Annotated in this window: 16 protein-coding genes; 14 read left to right on the forward strand and 2 right to left on the reverse strand. The window is 74.5% G+C overall.

Translation table 11 applies throughout. The annotated features are described in order from the left end of the window. The first annotated feature begins 4 nt into the window (after positions 1 to 4). The 5 genes from hisH to AB0I83_RS26160 all read left to right on the forward strand — a co-directional run bounded on the left by hisH (position 5) and on the right by AB0I83_RS26160 (position 3,640). Positions 5 to 646: an imidazole glycerol phosphate synthase subunit HisH gene (hisH, locus tag AB0I83_RS26140; RefSeq protein ID WP_356533620.1), complete on the forward strand. Its 642-nt coding sequence runs from the start codon at positions 5 to 7 to the stop codon at positions 644 to 646. After that, entirely contained in the window at positions 646 to 1,371 is a 726-nt protein-coding gene (gene priA / locus AB0I83_RS26145) for a bifunctional 1-(5-phosphoribosyl)-5-((5-phosphoribosylamino)methylideneamino)imidazole-4-carboxamide isomerase/phosphoribosylanthranilate isomerase PriA (RefSeq protein ID WP_356533622.1), read from the forward strand. The genes hisH and priA overlap by 1 nt, the downstream gene beginning before the upstream one ends. Further along, on the forward strand, positions 1,368 to 1,766 hold the full coding sequence (locus AB0I83_RS26150; protein WP_356533623.1) for a RidA family protein: 399 nt from the start codon (positions 1,368 to 1,370) through the stop codon (positions 1,764 to 1,766). The genes priA and AB0I83_RS26150 overlap by 4 nt, the downstream gene beginning before the upstream one ends. Continuing rightward, positions 1,763 to 2,518 (forward strand): imidazole glycerol phosphate synthase subunit HisF, encoded by a 756-nt coding sequence (hisF, locus tag AB0I83_RS26155; protein WP_356533624.1) that lies wholly within the window; start codon positions 1,763 to 1,765, stop codon positions 2,516 to 2,518. The genes AB0I83_RS26150 and hisF overlap by 4 nt, the downstream gene beginning before the upstream one ends. A gap of 189 nt (positions 2,519 to 2,707) precedes the next feature. Then, positions 2,708 to 3,640 (forward strand): alpha/beta hydrolase, encoded by a 933-nt coding sequence (locus AB0I83_RS26160; protein WP_363306343.1) that lies wholly within the window; start codon positions 2,708 to 2,710, stop codon positions 3,638 to 3,640. A gap of 107 nt (positions 3,641 to 3,747) precedes the next feature. Here AB0I83_RS26160 and AB0I83_RS26165 read toward each other — a convergent pair whose 3' ends face one another. Then, the gene (locus AB0I83_RS26165) at positions 3,748 to 4,521 is read right to left on the reverse strand and encodes an alpha/beta fold hydrolase (protein ID WP_363306344.1); all 774 of its coding nucleotides are present in this window, start codon (positions 4,519 to 4,521) and stop codon (positions 3,748 to 3,750) included. 162 nt (positions 4,522 to 4,683) lie between these two features. Between AB0I83_RS26165 and AB0I83_RS26170 the strand changes: the two genes are divergently transcribed. From AB0I83_RS26170 to AB0I83_RS26180, 3 genes are all read left to right on the forward strand, one after another. Beyond that, a complete protein-coding gene (locus AB0I83_RS26170) occupies positions 4,684 to 7,485 on the forward strand; it encodes a LuxR family transcriptional regulator (protein ID WP_363306345.1) in 2,802 nt (933 codons plus the stop codon). A gap of 128 nt (positions 7,486 to 7,613) precedes the next feature. Continuing rightward, positions 7,614 to 8,972, forward strand: a complete 1,359-nt coding sequence (locus AB0I83_RS26175) for a helix-turn-helix domain-containing protein (protein ID WP_363306346.1) — start codon at positions 7,614 to 7,616, stop codon at positions 8,970 to 8,972. Positions 8,973 to 9,307: 335 nt separating this feature from the next. Continuing rightward, positions 9,308 to 10,909: a cation acetate symporter gene (locus AB0I83_RS26180; RefSeq protein WP_363306347.1), complete on the forward strand. Its 1,602-nt coding sequence runs from the start codon at positions 9,308 to 9,310 to the stop codon at positions 10,907 to 10,909. Positions 10,910 to 10,936: 27 nt separating this feature from the next. Here AB0I83_RS26180 and AB0I83_RS26185 read toward each other — a convergent pair whose 3' ends face one another. After that, entirely contained in the window at positions 10,937 to 11,569 is a 633-nt protein-coding gene (locus AB0I83_RS26185) for a TIGR03085 family metal-binding protein (RefSeq protein WP_363306348.1), read from the reverse strand. A gap of 84 nt (positions 11,570 to 11,653) precedes the next feature. On the opposite strand from AB0I83_RS26185, the gene hisI reads away from it, so the two are divergent. The 6 genes from hisI to trpC all read left to right on the forward strand — a co-directional run bounded on the left by hisI (position 11,654) and on the right by trpC (position 16,079). Next, positions 11,654 to 12,034: a phosphoribosyl-AMP cyclohydrolase gene (gene hisI, locus AB0I83_RS26190; protein WP_356533635.1), complete on the forward strand. Its 381-nt coding sequence runs from the start codon at positions 11,654 to 11,656 to the stop codon at positions 12,032 to 12,034. An 11-nt stretch (positions 12,035 to 12,045) separates the two neighbouring features. Next, entirely contained in the window at positions 12,046 to 13,539 is a 1,494-nt protein-coding gene (locus AB0I83_RS26195) for an anthranilate synthase component I (RefSeq protein WP_363306349.1), read from the forward strand. 41 nt (positions 13,540 to 13,580) lie between these two features. Then, a complete protein-coding gene (locus AB0I83_RS26200; RefSeq protein ID WP_356533637.1) occupies positions 13,581 to 14,240 on the forward strand; it encodes a TIGR02234 family membrane protein in 660 nt (219 codons plus the stop codon). A gap of 94 nt (positions 14,241 to 14,334) precedes the next feature. Continuing rightward, positions 14,335 to 14,586: an HGxxPAAW family protein gene (locus AB0I83_RS26205; protein WP_356533639.1), complete on the forward strand. Its 252-nt coding sequence runs from the start codon at positions 14,335 to 14,337 to the stop codon at positions 14,584 to 14,586. Positions 14,587 to 14,711: 125 nt separating this feature from the next. Further along, the gene (locus tag AB0I83_RS26210) at positions 14,712 to 15,155 is read left to right on the forward strand and encodes a DUF2752 domain-containing protein (protein WP_356841349.1); all 444 of its coding nucleotides are present in this window, start codon (positions 14,712 to 14,714) and stop codon (positions 15,153 to 15,155) included. Positions 15,156 to 15,269: 114 nt separating this feature from the next. Further along, entirely contained in the window at positions 15,270 to 16,079 is an 810-nt protein-coding gene (gene trpC / locus AB0I83_RS26215; RefSeq protein WP_356533641.1) for an indole-3-glycerol phosphate synthase TrpC, read from the forward strand. The last annotated feature ends 70 nt before the right edge of the window (positions 16,080 to 16,149 follow it).

The following is a 16,149-nucleotide window of genomic DNA, read 5'->3' on the forward strand; positions in this document are numbered from 1 at the left end:
AACCGTGACCGACAAGAAGAAGATCGTCGTCTTCGACTACGGCTTCGGCAACGTCCGTTCCGCCGAGCGGGCCCTCGCCCACGTCGGCGGGGACGTGGAGATCACCCGCGACTTCGACACCGCGATGAACGCGGACGGGCTCCTCGTCCCCGGCGTAGGCGCCTTCTCGGCCTGCATGGCCGGACTGAGGAAGGCCCGCGGCGAGTGGGTCGTCGGCCGCAGGCTGGCCGGCGGCAGGCCCGTCATGGGCATCTGCGTGGGCATGCAGATCCTGTTCGAGCGCGGGATCGAGCACGGGGTCGAGACGGAGGGCCTCGACGAGTGGCCCGGCACCGTCGGACCGCTGAAGGCGGACGTCGTACCCCACATGGGCTGGAACACCGTCGAACCCCCCGAGGGCTCCCAGCTCTTCGCGGGCCTCGACCCCGAGGCCCGCTACTACTTCGTGCACTCCTACGCGGCGCACGACTGGTCCCTCGAAGTGACCAACGCCAAGATCCGTGCCCCCAAGGTCACTTGGGCCACGCACGGCGAGCGGTTCGTGGCCGCCGTGGAGAACGGCGCGCTGTGGGCCACCCAGTTCCACCCCGAGAAGTCCGGCGACGCCGGCGCCCAGCTGCTGACCAACTGGATCGAGACGCTGTAATGCCGAAGCTTGAACTGCTCCCCGCCGTAGACGTGCGCGACGGCCAGGCCGTCCGCCTCGTGCACGGCGAATCCGGCTCCGAGACCTCCTACGGCTCCCCGCTCGAAGCGGCCCTCGCCTGGCAGAGCTCCGGCGCCGAGTGGCTGCACCTCGTCGACCTGGACGCCGCCTTCGGCACCGGTGACAACCGCGCCCTGATCGCCGAGGTGGCCGGCGCCATGGACATCAAGGTCGAGCTCTCCGGCGGCATCCGCGACGACGCCTCGCTCGCCGCCGCCCTCGCCACCGGCTGCCGCCGGGTCAACCTCGGCACCGCCGCCCTGGAGAGCCCCGAGTGGGTCGCCAAGGTCATCGCCGAGCACGGCGACAAGATCGCCGTCGGCCTCGACGTCCGCGGCACCACGCTGCGCGGCCGGGGCTGGACCCGCGACGGCGGCGACCTCTACGAGACGCTCGCCCGCCTCGACTCCGAGGGCTGCGCCCGGTACGTCGTGACCGACATCGCCAAGGACGGCACGCTGGAGGGCCCCAACCTCGGCCTGCTGCGCGACGTCTGCGCCGCGACCGACCGGCCCGTCGTGGCCTCCGGCGGCGTCTCCTCGCTGGCCGACCTGCGCGCGATCTCCCTGCTCGTCCCGGAAGGCGTCGAGGGCGCGATCGTCGGCAAGGCGCTGTACGCGAAGGAGTTCACCCTCGAGGAGGCACTCAAGGCGGTCTCCGCATGACGGACTCCGTACGCCGTGTCTCCTCCGGCGCCCCGTGGGAGGAGGAGTTCGGCTACTCCCGCGCGGTACAGCTTCCCGGCGGGCTGGTCCTGGTGTCCGGCTGCACCTCGGTCGTCGACGGCAGGATCACACCGGGCAGTCCGTACGAGCAGGCGGTCGCCTCCTTCCAGGTCGCCTTCGACGCGCTGAAGCAGACGGGCCTGGGACGCGAGGACGTCGTCCGCACCCGTATGTACCTCACACACTCCCGGGACGTGGAGGAGATCGGCCGCGCCCACAAGGAGCTGTTCGACGACGTGCGCCCCGCCGCCTCGATGATCATCGTGTCCGGATTCGTGGACCCGTCCCTGGTCGTCGAGGTCGAGGTCGAGGCCTTCCGGGCCGGTGGGCGATGACCCTCGCCGTACGGGTCATCCCGTGCCTGGACGTCGACAACGGCCGCGTCGTCAAGGGCGTCAACTTCCAGAACCTGCGCGACGCCGGCGACCCCGTCGAGATGGCCAAGCTCTACGACGCCGAGGGCGCGGACGAGCTGACGTTCCTCGACATCACCGCCTCCAGCGGTGACCGCGAGACGACGTACGACGTGGTGCGCCGCACCGCCGAGCAGGTCTTCATCCCGCTCACCGTCGGCGGCGGTGTCCGTACCCCCGACGACGTCGACAAGCTGCTGCGCGCCGGGGCCGACAAGGTCGGGGTCAACACCGCGGCCATCGCCCGCCCCGAGCTGATCCGCGAGATCGCCGAACGCTTCGGACGCCAGGTGCTCGTGCTCTCCGTCGACGCCCGCCGCACCCCGGAGGGCACCTTCGAGGTGACCACCCACGGCGGCCGCAGGGGCACCGGCATCGACGCCGTCGAGTGGGCGCACCGGGCGGCCGGGCTCGGCGCGGGCGAGATCCTGCTCAACTCGATGGACGCCGACGGCACGAAGGACGGTTACGACACCGAGATGATCGAGGCCGTACGCGCCCACGTCACCGTCCCCGTCATCGCCTCCGGCGGTGCGGGCCGGCTGGACGACTTCGCGCCGGCCGTCGGCGCGGGCGCCGACGCGGTCCTCGCCGCCTCCGTCTTCCACTTCGGTGACCTGCGGATCTCCGAGGTCAAGGCCGCGCTGCGAGAGGCCGGACACCCGGTCCGCTGAACCGCCGGGGGAGCACGCCCGACGCGAGGACCGGCGATCTCGCCGATGTCCGCACCGGGGGAGCGCCGCGAGAGTGGCGATCGTCAACGAATGACGGCGCCACCCACGCGGTGCTCCACCCGAGGCCCCCGGACGACGGGCCGAGGGCCGGCGCGTGCGGTGCCGCCACAACCGAGAGGATCCCCCCTCGTGCAGCAGCACCTCCCCTCCGGCGACATCTCCCCGCGCCGCCACCGGATGTCGAAGAGCCGCTCCCGTACGGCCGGACTCGCCGTCGCGGCCGCGGCGGCCGCCGCCGGTCTGGTCACCGCCCTGATGCCGGGCGCCCAGGCCGCCGACAACCCCTACGAGCGCGGTCCGGCCCCGAGCAACTCCAGCATCGAGGCGAGCCGCGGCTCGTACGCCACGTCGCAGACCACCGTCTCCTCACTGGGTGTCAGCGGCTTCGGCGGCGGCACGATCTACTACCCCACGTCCACCTCCGACGGTACGTTCGGCGCCGTAGTCATCGCCCCCGGCTTCACCGCCTACCAGTCGAGCATCGCCTGGCTCGGCCCGCGTCTGGCCTCGCAGGGCTTCGTGGTCTTCACCATCGACACCAACACCACGGTCGACCAGCCCGCCAGCCGTGGCGACCAGCTGCTCGCCGCGCTGGACTACCTCACGGAGAGGAGCTCGGCCCGTACCCGCATCGACTCGTCCCGGCTCGGTGTGATGGGGCACTCGATGGGCGGCGGAGGCACGCTGGAGGCCGCGAAGGACCGTCCGTCGCTGCAGGCCGCCATCCCGCTGACCGGCTGGAACACCGACAAGACCTGGCCCGAGGTCAAGACCCCGACCCTGGTCATCGGTGCGGACGGCGACACGGTCGCCCCGGTTGCCACGCACTCGGAGCCGTTCTACAACTCGCTGCCCAGCTCGCTGGACAAGGCGTACCTGGAGCTGCGAGGGGCGAGCCACTTCACCCCGAACTCCTCCAACACGACGATCGCGAAGTACAGCATCTCGTGGCTGAAGCGCTTCATCGACAACGACACCCGCTACGAGCAGTTCCTGTGCCCGCTGCCGTCGACCAGCCTGACGATCGCCGAGTACAGGGGCAACTGCCCGCACACCTCCTGACCACGCCGGCAGCCGGGGCCGGGCCGCGCGTACCGCGGCCCGGCCCCTTCCCGCGCCCCGGGACCGGTCCGAGGTGCTCGGACCGGTCCCGTACCCGCGCGGCCGGATCAGCCCCGGGCGAGGAACGTGGCGATCGCCGCGGCGAACCCGGGGTCGCGTACCGCCGTCAGATGATCCCCCGGCAGCACCACCAGCTCCGCCCCGCCGATCGCCGACGCCAGCACCTCGGGCCGGGTCGCGAGGGGGTCGCCCGCCCCGGCGACGACGAGCGTCGGGACCACGATCCGGTCCAGCGGCAGCGCGTCCCGGTGCACCGAGCGGATCTGCGCGGCCAAGGCCAGCCGGTCGCAGCCCGCGGTGTCCGCCAGGACACGGAAGGCCCGGGTCCGCTCGGGCGCGTCCGCCGCGTCCTCGGCCGTCAGCGCCGCCGACACCAGTTCCGGAGGTATCACCCGGGTGTCCAGCCCGCCGACCTCCACCGCGCCCGCGCCTATCCCGCCGGCCACCAGCCCGCTGATCCGAGCGTCGTCCGCCGCTGCCAGGATCGCGACCACGGCGCCCATGGAGTACCCCGCGACGTGCACGCGGTCCGCGCCGATCCGGTCGATGAGCAGGCGCACGTCACGGGCCATCAGCGACTCCCCGTAGTACGCGTCGGTGTGCGGCCCGTCCGACTCGCCGTGCCCGCGCGCGTCCAGGGCGTACACCCGGCGCCCCCGGGCCACCAGCGCCTCCACGACCCCGGGGCCCTCCCAGTTCAGCCGGGCGTGGGCGGCGAAGCCGTGCAGCAGCACCACCGGGGGCAGCGAGGCGTCCGGATTCCGCGACCAGGACCAGTAGCGCAGCGTCAGACCGTCGTGTGTACGCAATTCATCCGTCATGTGACGAAGTTATGGGCGTGCCGCCGGGGAACGCCCCGGTTCTGTGCCCCCGCACAGTACCGACGCCGTTGTGTTGGGAGCCCGCACCGCACCGCGCCGCCCGGGAACCAGGAGCGGACGCGAGCCTTCCGACGCTGTTTACGCGGAAGTAACGTGCATGGGGTGACCTCATCGACGACCGTGCACAGTCCGCTCCGGCTGTACGGCCGCAGCGGTGAACTCGCCATCCTGGAAACCCTGTTGGGGCGGCTGCGGGGCGGGGACGGCGGAGCGCTCGTGCTGACCTCGCCGCCCGGCCTGGGCCGTACCGCCCTGCTGCGCAGGACCGCCGCCGACCACCTCGGACGCCACGGCGGCCCCGTGCTGTTCGCCGCCGCGGCCCCCACCGAACAACGACTGCCCTACAGCGGGCTGCACGCGCTCCTGTGCTCCGCGCCGGGCCCCATGCCCGTACCGCCCGACACGCTCCTGCGCTCCGGGATCACCCCGGGCGGCCTCCTCGGCGTGCTGCGGGACCTGGGCGCCGAACAGCCCCTGCTGGTGTGCGTGGACGACGCGCACGCCTGGGACCCCGACTCGCGTGCCGCCCTCGGATTCGCCGCCCGCAGGCTCGGCGCGGGCAGCCGGGTCGCGGTGGTGATCGGCGCGGCCGACGAGACCGCCTTCGCCGGACTCCCCGCGCTGCGCCTGGGCCCGCTCGACGACGACGCCGCCACCGCCTTCCTGGACCGGCTGACCGGCGCCGCGGGAGACGTCGACCCCGTCGTACGCTGCGAACTCCTGCGCGAGGCCGCCGGGAACCCGCGGCTGCTGACCGGGCTCGTCGGCCGCCTCACCCCGGGCCAGCTGGCCGGACGCACCGCGCTGCCGTATCCGCTGCCCGGCGCCGAGGGCGTCCTGGACGCCCACGCCGAACACCTGGGCGAGCTCTCCGCCGACACCCGCACCCTGCTGCTGCTCGCGGCGGCGGCGGAGGAGCACGAGCCGGACGGGGCCGGCTCGGACGCCGCCCTGCTGCTGCGGGCCGGCGCCCGCGCGGGGCTGGCCACCGCACAGCTCGACCAGGTGCTGTTCGCCCCCGCCGGGACCGCCGGCGCCCTCCAGCGAGCGGGCAGCCGCGTGCACTTCAGCCACCCGCTGCTGCGCCGCGCGGTCCTGCACCGTGCGCCGCCCGGCCGCCGCCGCGCGGCGCACCAACTGCTGGCCGGCCTGCTCGCGGGACCCGGCTCGCCCCCGCTGCCCGCGCTCGTCCAGCGGGCCTGTGCCGCGCCCGGACCCGACGCCGCCCTCGCGGAGCGGCTGGAGACGGCCGCCGCCGCCCCGTGCCCGCACGGCGAACGCTCGGCCGCGCTGGCCCGCGCCGCCGTCCTCTCCGCCGACGACACCCTGCGCGCCGCCCGCTTCACGGCCGCCGCCGAGCAGGCGAGGCTGGCCGGGGACACCGGCCGGGCACGAGCCATGCTGGCCCGCGTCGGACCGCGCCCCGCCGGGGGCGCGGCGCCCTACGTACGCGGCATGCTCGCCCTGCGCGACGGGCCCGCCGCCGACGCCCGCGAGGCACTGCTGACCGCGGCCGAACTACTCGCCCCGCACGACCCGCGCCGCACCCTGGACGCCTTGTTCGGCGCGGCGGAGGCCGCGTGGCACATGGGGGACGCCATCGCCTACCTGGACGCCATGAACCGCATACCCGTGGCGGCGGCCGACCGGTCCATGGCCCGGTACCGGGCCGGCATGTGCGCCGTGCTCGCCGGCCACCCCGACCGCGGCCACGCCCTGCTGCGCCGCTGCCTGGACTCGGCCGACCGCGCCGAGTGCGCGGGCGAGCTCCTGCGGGCGGCGGCCTCGGCTCTGGTGCTCGGCGAGGTCGAGGCGGCCTGCCGGGCGGGAGCCCGCGCGCTCGCCGCCGTCCGCACCCGGGGACCGGAATCCCTGCTGCCGCAGGCCCTGGAACAACTCGCCTACGCCGAACTGCGGGCCGGGCAGCACGCCAGGGCACGGGCCCACGCGCTGGAGGGGCTGCACGCCGCGAGGCGTACGGGCCAGCCCAACTCCGCGACACATCTGCACGCCGTGCTCGCGCTCGCGGCCTCCGTCGAGGGGCCCGCCGAGGCGTGCGCCGCCCACGCCGACGCGGCGCTGGCCGGCGCGGGTCCGCACGGCCTGGCCCAGGCCGCCACGCTCGCGACCTGGGCGGTGGCCCGCGCGGACCTGGCGGCCGGCCGGCCGGGCGAGGCGGCGGCACGGCTCGGACCACTGGTCAGGCCCGGCCCCGGTACCGGGCACTTCGCCACCCGGATGCTCGCGGTGCCGTGTTACGTCGAGGCGATGGCGCTGTCCGGCCGAGCGGACGAGGGAGCCGCCGAACTGGCGGGCGCGGTCGAAGAGTTCGCGCTGTGGACCGCCCGGACCACCGACCCGCAGGTCCCCGCGCAACTGGCCCGCTGCCGCGCCCTGCTGGCACCGCCCGACGAGGCCGCAGCACGGTACGAGGAGGCGCTGGTCCACCACGACCGCGCCGGCGGCGACTTCGAGCGCGCCCGCACGCGGCTGCTCCACGGCCAGTTGCTGCGACGCCTGCGCCGTACCCGCGAGGCGCGCGGCCCGTTGCGTGACGCGCTGGTCGGCTTCGAACGCTGCTCGGCCCGCGTGTGGGCGGACCGGGCGGGCGGGGAGCTGCGGGCCGCCGGGGAGGCGGTGGACGGGCCGGACAGGAGCGGCCCCGGCCCGCTGGCCGGACTCACCCCGCAGCAGCAGCGGATCGCCCGCTTCGTCGCCGAGGGCGCCACCAACCGTGAGGTGGCGCTGAGGCTCTCGTTGAGCCCCCGGACCGTCGACCACCATCTGCGCAACGTCTTCGCGGCGCTCAACGTCCGCTCGAGGACCGAGCTGGCACGGCTGCTGGACCGTGAGGCCGGGGCGAGGTTGCAGGACCGTGATGAGAAGAACCGCGCACACCCCTAGGTACCGACCGGGCGGTATGCCATTCTGCGGTCGTCAGGATCGATCGGTGTGCACCTGCCCAACGCGAGGCCGGGCGCACACCGGGGCCGGCCCAACCGCGGCCGGCCGATTCCCGGTGGAGGGCCGCCATGCCACAGGTCGTACGTTCACGGATCAGGGCGCTGCACGGACCGCCCCCCGTCTCACCCCTGCCGCGCCGCTTCCGTTCGCTGGCCGACCGCGAGGCCGTGGCCGTGCTCCACCGGGCGGCCCGCGTGCTGCTGGAGGCGCTGCCCGAGCTCACCGACCGGCTGGTCGAGGCGCTGCGGGAGCAGGAGCCCGCCTACCGCGCCGCCATGGAGACCGAACCCGCCGAGATCTGGCAGGAGGTCCACCACTCGCTACGGCACAACGTCGCCTCACTGATCCAGCCCCGGGAGTTCCGCGAGGCCGCCCACCGCACCTCTCGGTGGATCGGCGAGAGCCGCGCCGAACAGGGCGTACCCCTGGACGCGGTCATGCACGCCTTCCGGATGGGCGGGGCCATGGTCTGGCAGGACCTGGTCGACGACACCGCCCGGCGCCACCCCGAGGACACCCGGCTGCTCGTCCATGTCGCCGCGGACGTCTGGAACTTCGTCGACGAGCACTGCGCGGTGGTCGCCGAGGCCTACCGGCAGGCCGAGCGGCGGCTCTCCTGGCGCAGGGAGAACCAGCAGCGCCTGATGACCGCGGCACTCCTGGACGGCACCGCACGCATCGCGGACCTGCCGGACGCCGCGGCGATGCTGGGACTGCCGGTGCAGGGCCGGTACGCCGTACTCGCGGTCGCCGGCGCCCGCCGAGCCCCGCACGGCGCGGGCCGGCCCCCGCTCACCCTGGCCGAGGGTACCCAGGCGCTCTGGCACTCCGCGGGCGAGGTCGAACTGGCGATCCTGCCGCTCGGGGCGGAACCCGCGGCGGACACCGAACCGCCGGGCGAGGCCGGGACCCCGGCCGCCGACCCCGGCCCCCTCGCCGGTGCCGGCCCCGGAGCGGACGGCGAACTCGCCGCGCTGGCCGCCGGGCTGACGGCGCCTCCGGGGACCAGGGTCGGGATCAGCTCCGTGGTCGACGGGCTCGCCTTCGTCGGCGACGCCCGGGGCATGGCCGAGACCGCGCTGCGCACCTGCCCGGCGTCCGGCGGCACCGTCCTGCTCGACGAACAACTGCCCGCCGCGCTCGTGGTGTCCTCGCCCGGGCTCGGCGCGGCACTCGCCGACCGCGTCCTCGGGCCGCTGGGCCGGCTCGACCCGGCGGACCGGGACGTGCTCATAGAGACGCTGACCGCGTGGCTCGACTCGGACGGCTCGGCGCAGCGGGCGGGGGCCCGGCTCTACTGCCACCGCAACACCGTGCTGAACCGGCTGCGGCGCTTCGAGCAGCTGACCGGGCGCTGCCTGACGCGGCCCACGGACGCGGTCGAGGTGTCACTCGCCCTCGCCGCGCGGCGGCTGCTGGAGGGCTGAACCCACCCCGGGCCGACCGGCCGCGGCCCCTACCCCGGACACCCCGGACACCCCGGACCCGGGCGGAGGCCGGGCCCCGAGGCCGCGACTTCGGCGCTCCCGGCACAGGGCACGAGCCCGCCCGGGGCCGCGCCCCCTCCCGAGCGTGCACCGGCGACCCGGGCGGACTCCCGGCTTCCGGCCGCCCGGCCCTGTGCGGCCGCACAGACCCTGTCCGTACGCGCTGTACGGGCGCCGCGCACCGCACCCGCCCCCTGTGCCGTCCGCGCCCCGGCTGGTGCCATGGCGCGCATGCCCCAACCTGCCTGCAGAGCCGTACCGGCGGAGCGCGTCCGGTGAGCGGCGCGATCGACGCCCGGTCCCTGGCCGTGGTGATCTTCCTCGGCTTCGTCGCCGTGTCCCTGCTGCTGTGCGGACTCGCCGCCGCCGACCAGGACGACCCGGAACACTTCTACGCGGGCGGCGCCGCCCTCGGCCCCGTCGGCGGGGGCCTGGCCATCGCCGGGGACTACGTCTCCGCCGCCACGCTGCTCTCCACCACGGGTTCCGTCGCGCTGGCCGGGTTCGACGGACTGCTGTTCGCCCTGGCCACCGTCGCCTCCCTGGCCCTCGTCATGCGTCTCTTCGCCGAACGGCTGCGCCGCAAGGGCGTGTTCACCCTCGGCGACTTCCTCGCGGACCGGCTCGGCGACGGCTCCGTACGCCGTGCGCTGGGCGTGGCCACCCTCGTCGTGCTGGCCCCGCTGCTGCTCGTGCAGCTCACCACCGCCGGGCACGTCATGACGGCCATGTTCGGACTGCCCGACGGCGCGCTCACCGGCTGCACCGTCGCCAGCGGCACGCTCATGGTCTGCTACTCGGCCTTCGGCGGCATGCGCGGCACCGGCTACATCCAGATCCTCAAGGTGGCCGTCGTCCTCGGCGCCGTCACCCTCCTCGCGGGACTCGTCCTCGCGCGCTTCGGATGGTCCCCGTTCGCCCTCTTCGACGCCGCGCGGACCGGCAGCCAGGCGGGCGGCGCCTACGCACGGCCCGGGCTCCAGTTCGGCCACGGACTCGCGGGCGGGCTCGACCTGATCGGCTTCCAGGCCACGCTCGTGCTCGGCGCCGCCTGCATGCCCCACATCATGATGCGGCTCCACCCGATCCGCGACGCCCGGACCGCGCGCAGGACCGGCGCCTGGGCCGTCGCCCCGGTCGCCCTCCTCTGTACCGGCATCGTCGTCGTCGGACTCGGGGCGTCCGCGCTGGTCGGCCGCGACCTGCTGCGCGCGGCCGACCCGGCCGGCGGCACCGCCCTGCTGATGGTGACCGGGGCCCTCGACCCGGGCGCCTCGGGACCGCGCGACAGCCCGCTGTTCGCCCTCGTCGCCTGCGCCGCGTTCGCCACCACCCTGGCCGCCGTCGCCGGCATCACCCTCGCAGCCGCCTCCTCCGTCACCCGCGACTTCGCGGTGGACTCGGGAGCCCAGGGTGAGGGCAAGGCCTCCCGCAAGGAGATCCGCCGCGCACGCTGGGCCGTCGCCGCGATCGGGGCGACGGCCGTGCTCCTCTCGGCGTACACCCACGACCGCAACCCGCAGGTGCTGCTCTCCCTGTCGTTCGCGGCGGCCGCCTCGATCCTGCCGCCCGTCCTGCTGTACGCCCTCTTCCGGCCCGGCTTCGACGCCCGCGGGGTCCGACTGACCGTGTACGGGACACTGCCCCTGATCGCGGTACTGATGATCCTCTCGCCGGCGTTCTCCGGCACGCCCGTCGCCCTGTTCCCGGAGTGGGACTTCGACGTGTTCCCCCTCCAGACACCCGGCCTCGTCACGATCCCCGCGGGCTTCCTGCTGGGGCTGCTCGGAACACGCCCCGGCCCGGACACCACCGCCGGGGAACACTCCCGCCACCGGGCCCGGCGGGCACCCGCCCGGCCCGGCGGTGAAGCCTGAGCGACGGGGGCCCGGTCCGCGTCCCCGCTACAGGCCCAGTTCCGCCGTGTGCAGCCTGGCCAGCGCGTCCTTGTCGCCCTCCAGCTCCACCCGCGCCGCGTCCTGGCGGCCCGCGGCGAACAGCAGGAGCTCACCCGGCTCCCCGGTCACCGTCACCACCGGGGTGCCCTTGTGGGCCACCACGGTCTGGCCGTCGGGACGCCGTAGCACCAGACCCACCGGCGCCCGACGGCCCATCATCCGCGCGCTCTTCTCGGTGCGCGACCACAGGACGTCGGCGAAGACCGGATCCAGGTCCCGCCGCGACCAGTCGGGCTGGGCCCGGCGTACGTCCTCCGCGTGGATGTAGAACTCCACGGTGTTCGCAGCCTCGTCCAACTGCTTCAGGCCGAAGGGGGACATCCGCGGCGGACCCGTACGGATGAGCTGGATCAACTCCTCGTACGGCTTGGCGGCGAATTCGGCCTGCACCCGCTCCAGCCGGTTCTTCAGCACGCCCAGCACGATCCCGCCCGCGGCGTCGGCACGCCGCTCGCGCACCACCACATGGGCGGCCAGGTCACGCGTCCTCCAGCCGTCGCACAGGGTCCGGGCCTCCGGGCCCGCCGCTTCCAACAGGTCGGCGAGCAGGAGACGTTCACGCTTCGCATGGGTCGACATGCCCGCCAGCGTACGGCCGCCGCACGGCGTCCGCCCAGTGGACGTGCGGCCGGACACCCCCTCCGGGGCGGCACAATGGGGATCATGACCAGCACGCCCGGCCCCGTACCCGCCAGCAATCTCGACCCGGCCGTCGCCGCCCGCCTCAAGCGCGGCCCCGACGGACTCGTCCCGGCCGTCGCCCAGCAGTACGACACCGGCGAGGTGCTCATGCTCGGCTGGATGGACGACGAGGCCCTCCACCGGACCCTGACCACCGGCCGCTGCACCTACTGGTCGCGCAGCCGCCAGGAGTACTGGGTCAAGGGCGACACCTCCGGCCACGTCCAGCGGGTGAGATCCGTCGCCCTGGACTGCGACGCCGACACCGTCCTGGTCAAGGTCGACCAGACGGGCGCCGCCTGCCACACCGGCGCCCGCACCTGCTTCGACGAGGACGTCCTCCCGATCACCGGCCCCCGGTAAGGTCAGCCGCCATGGATCTCGAGACCTTCCGCAAGCTCGCCGTCGACCGGCGTGTCATCCCCGTCAGCCGCCGGCTCCTCGCGGACGGCGACACCCCGGTCGGGCTGTACCGCAAGCTCGCGGCCGAGCGCACCGGCACGTTCCTCCTCGAATCCGCGGAGAACGGCCGCACCTGGTCCCGCTACTCCTTCATCGGGGTACGCAGCGCCGCCACCCTGACCGCACTCGACGGCCAGGCGCACTGGCACGGCACCCCGCCCGTGGGCGTCCCGGTCGACGGCGACCCGCTGGAGACCCTGAGGGCCACCGTCGAGACCCTGCACACCCCCCGTGACCTGGTCGACGGCGACGGCCTGCCGCCGTTCACCGGCGGCATGGTCGGCTATCTGGGCTACGACGTCGTACGCAGGCTGGAGCGGATCACCGAGCACGGCGGCGACGATCTCGGGCTCCCCGAACTCACGATGCTGCTCACCTCGGACCTCGCCGTGCTCGACCACGGGGACGGCACCGTCCTGCTGATCGCCAACGCGATCAACCACAACGACCTGGACACCGGCGTCGACGAGGCCCACGCCGACGCGGTCGCCCGGCTCGACGCCATGGAACGCGACCTGTCCCGGCCCGTGGAGAACGTCCCCACCGCGCTGCCCCCCTCCGAACTCCCGCCGTACACCGCGCTCTGGGGCGGCCAGGCCTTCCAGGACGCCGTCGAGGACGTCAAGGAGCGGATCAGGGCCGGCGAGGCGTTCCAGGTCGTCCCCTCCCAGCGCTTCGAGACCCCGTGCACGGCGAGCGCGCTGGACGTCTACCGGGTCCTGCGGGCCACCAACCCCTCGCCGTACATGTACCTCTTCCGCTTCGACGGGTTCGACGTCGTCGGCTCCAGCCCCGAAGCGCTCGTCAAGGTCGAGGACGGCCGCGCGATGGTCCACCCCATCGCCGGCACCCGGCACCGCGGGGCCACCCCGCACGAGGACCAGGCCCTCGCCGACGAACTGCTGGCCGACCCCAAGGAACGCGCCGAGCACCTGATGCTCGTCGACCTCGGCCGCAACGACCTGGGGCGGGTCTGCGCACCCGGCAGCGTCGAGGTCGTCGACTTCATGTCGGTCGAGCGGTACTCGCACGTGATGCACATCGTCTCCACCGTCACCGGCCGTGTCGCCGAGGGGCGCACCGCCTTCGACGTGCTCACCGCGTGCTTCCCCGCCGGGACCCTCTCCGGTGCGCCCAAGCCCCGGGCCCTGCAGATCATCGAGGAGCTCGAACCGAGCCGCCGCGGCCTGTACGGGGGCTGTGTCGGATATCTCGACTTCGCCGGGGACTCCGACACCGCCATCGCCATCCGGACCGCCCTGCTCCGCGACGGCACCGCGTACGTCCAGGCCGGAGCGGGCGTCGTCGCCGACTCCGACCCCGTCGCCGAGGACACCGAGTGCCGCAACAAGGCCGCGGCCGTCCTGCGCGCGGTCCACACGGCGAACCGGCTCCGGACCGGCTGAGACCGACCCGTCCGCCGGGCGGTCCGAGCCGGTAGGGGATAGTGGAGTACGTGAGTGCTGTCCCCGTACCCCAGCCCCGTGCCCGTGCCGCCTCCGCGCCCGACAGCGCGGGAAGCCGCCGGAGCCTGGGCGCCGGCCTGCTCCTCGGAGCCGCCGGAGCCACCGTCGTACTCCTCGCCTCGGGGCAGACCTGGGCCGAGGGCAAGGCGTCCGTCGGCGGCGGAGTCCTGCCGCTCAGCGCCGACGGACAGGACGTCACCGGACTCCCGGCCGCACTGGCCGTCGTCGGCCTGGCCGCCCTCGTCGCCGTCTTCGCCGTGCGCGGCGCGGGCCGGACCGTCGTCGCCGGCCTGCTGGCCCTCAGCGGCCTCGGCGCCGGGCTGAGCGCCTGGGCCGGCGCCTCGGACAGTGCGGCCCTGGACGAGCGGGCAGCGCAGACCACCGGCGACGCGTCCGCGACCGTCGAGGCCCTCAGCCACACGGCCTGGCCCTACGTCACCGCAGCCGGCGGGCTGCTGATCCTGCTCGCAGGACTGCTCGCCCTGCGCTTCGGCAGCCGCTGGCCCGCCATGTCCGGCCGGTACGAGCGCGACGGCACCCCCCGACCCCGCAAGGCCCCCCGCACGGCCCCGGACCCCGACCGGCCCGAGGAACTGTGGAAGGCCCTGGACCGTGGCGAGGACCCGACGCGCGAGGCATGACCCCCGGGCTCGGGTCCCACAGGACGTACGGGACAATGGAACCGAGCTTTCAGCACAGCGCCACCTTCAGCGCAACACCAACGAGGAGCAACTCATGGCGGGCAGCAGCCACGGACACACCCCGGCCGCCTGGACCGGTGTCATCATCTGCTTCATCGGCTTCTGCGTCGCAGGCGTCTTCATGGTCGCGGCGAACCCGCTCGGTTTCTGGGCCGGCATCGCCGTCACCCTCCTCGGCGGGGTCGTCGGTCTCGCGATGAAGGCCGCCGGTCTCGGCATGCCGAAGGAGTCGTCCGAGCTCGCCGCGGCCAGGGCCCGCGCCGGACAGGCGCAGACCTCCGCCTGAGGACGGTGCCGCCACGGCGACACGAAGCGAGGCGCAGCCCGGACCGGGCTGCGCCTTTCCGCGCGAGCGGGGAGAATCGGCGCGTGGACGCCTCAGCCTCTCCCGTCGCCCCTGACCCGGCCCCCGTGCCCCGCGCGCCCGGCCCCGTGTTCCCGCCGCCTCCCGCCCCGGCCTCCCGGCTCAGGCGGCTGGCCACCCCCGTCGGTGTCATGGCCGTCGTCGTCGGCGCCTTCGGCTACGTCGCCGCGGTCGACCCGAACGAATCCGGCCACTACCCGGTCTGCCCCATGCTCCGGTTCACCGGACTGCTCTGCCCCGGCTGCGGCGGTCTGCGCAGCGCCCACGCCTTCGCCCACGGGGACATCCCCGCGGCCCTGGGCTCCAACGCCCTGGCCGTCGTCGGCTACGCCGTCTTCGCAGTCGTCTGGCTGCTCTGGGCGGTCCGTGCGAGCCGGGGCCGGCCCATGCGCATCGCCCTCGCGCCCGCCTACTGGTGGGCTGCCGGCGCGCTGCTGCTGGTCTTCTCGGTGATCAGGAACCTTCCCATCGGCTCGGCGCTGGCTCCCTGAATGCCCAGCCGGTGGGACGTACGGTCACTGGATGCGGGGTCAGCGCCATCCTGCGGATACCATCGAGATGGCTGATCCTGATCCTCATCACCGCTTCGGAAGGGGGCCGCTCGCGTGAGTGTGCTCGACGAGATCATTGACGGCGTCCGCGCCGACCTCGCGGAGCGGCAGGCGCGTGTCAGCCTCGACGAGCTCAAGGAACGCGCAGCGCGCGCTCCCGGGGCCAAGGACGGAGTCGCCGCCCTGCGCGGCGAGGGCGTGACCGTCATCTGCGAGGTCAAGCGCTCCAGCCCCTCCAAGGGGGCGCTCGCCGCCATCGCCGACCCGGCCGCGCTCGCCGCCGACTACGAGGCGGGCGGCGCGTCCGTCATCTCCGTACTCACCGAGGAGCGCCGCTTCGGCGGCTCGCTCGCCGACCTGGAGGCGGTCCGCGCCAAGGTCGACATCCCGGTCCTGCGCAAGGACTTCGTCGTCACCTCGTACCAGCTGTGGGAGGCACGGGCCTACGGCGCCGACCTCGTGCTGCTGATCGTCGCCGCCCTCGACCAGGAGGCACTCGTCTCGCTGATCGAGCGTGCCGAGTCGATCGGCCTGACGCCGCTCGTCGAGGCACACGACGAGGAGGAGGCGGAGCGCGCCGTGGACGCCGGAGCGAAGATCATCGGCGTCAACGCGCGCAACCTGAAGGACCTCAAGGTCGACCGTTCCACCTTCGAGCGCGTCGCCCCCGAGATCCCCGACCACATCGTCAAGGTCGCGGAGTCCGGTGTCCGGGGTCCGCACGACCTCATCGCGTACGCGAACTCCGGCGCCGACGCGGTGCTCGTGGGGGAGTCCCTGGTCACGGGCCGCGACCCGAGGGCCGCCGTGGCCGACCTGGTCGCCGCCGGCGCCCACCCCGCGCTCCGGCACGGACGGAGCTGACCCCACCCGTGCGCGCCGACCGTCCCGCCTCCCGCATCCGGCCGGGGGCCCCCCCCCCCCCGGGGGGGCG

It is taken from the genome of Streptomyces sp. NPDC049970 (genome assembly GCF_040660235.1).
Lineage (GTDB): Bacteria > Actinomycetota > Actinomycetes > Streptomycetales > Streptomycetaceae > Streptomyces.

Excerpts from the sequence above, each read along its gene's own strand:
- priA (WP_356533622.1), top strand. The coding sequence starts at position 646 with ATGCCGAAGCTTGAACTGCTCCCCGCCGTAGACGTGCGCGACGGCCAG.
- AB0I83_RS26165 (WP_363306344.1), bottom strand. The coding sequence starts at position 4,521 with ATGACGGATGAATTGCGTACACACGACGGTCTGACGCTGCGCTACTGG.
- hisI (WP_356533635.1), top strand. The coding sequence starts at position 11,654 with ATGACCAGCACGCCCGGCCCCGTACCCGCCAGCAATCTCGACCCGGCC.
- AB0I83_RS26195 (WP_363306349.1), top strand. The coding sequence starts at position 12,046 with ATGGATCTCGAGACCTTCCGCAAGCTCGCCGTCGACCGGCGTGTCATC.
- AB0I83_RS26205 (WP_356533639.1), top strand. The coding sequence starts at position 14,335 with ATGGCGGGCAGCAGCCACGGACACACCCCGGCCGCCTGGACCGGTGTC.
- hisF (WP_356533624.1), top strand. The coding sequence starts at position 1,763 with ATGACCCTCGCCGTACGGGTCATCCCGTGCCTGGACGTCGACAACGGC.
- AB0I83_RS26150 (WP_356533623.1), top strand. The coding sequence starts at position 1,368 with ATGACGGACTCCGTACGCCGTGTCTCCTCCGGCGCCCCGTGGGAGGAG.
- AB0I83_RS26185 (WP_363306348.1), bottom strand. The coding sequence starts at position 11,569 with ATGTCGACCCATGCGAAGCGTGAACGTCTCCTGCTCGCCGACCTGTTG.
- AB0I83_RS26175 (WP_363306346.1), top strand. The coding sequence starts at position 7,614 with ATGCCACAGGTCGTACGTTCACGGATCAGGGCGCTGCACGGACCGCCC.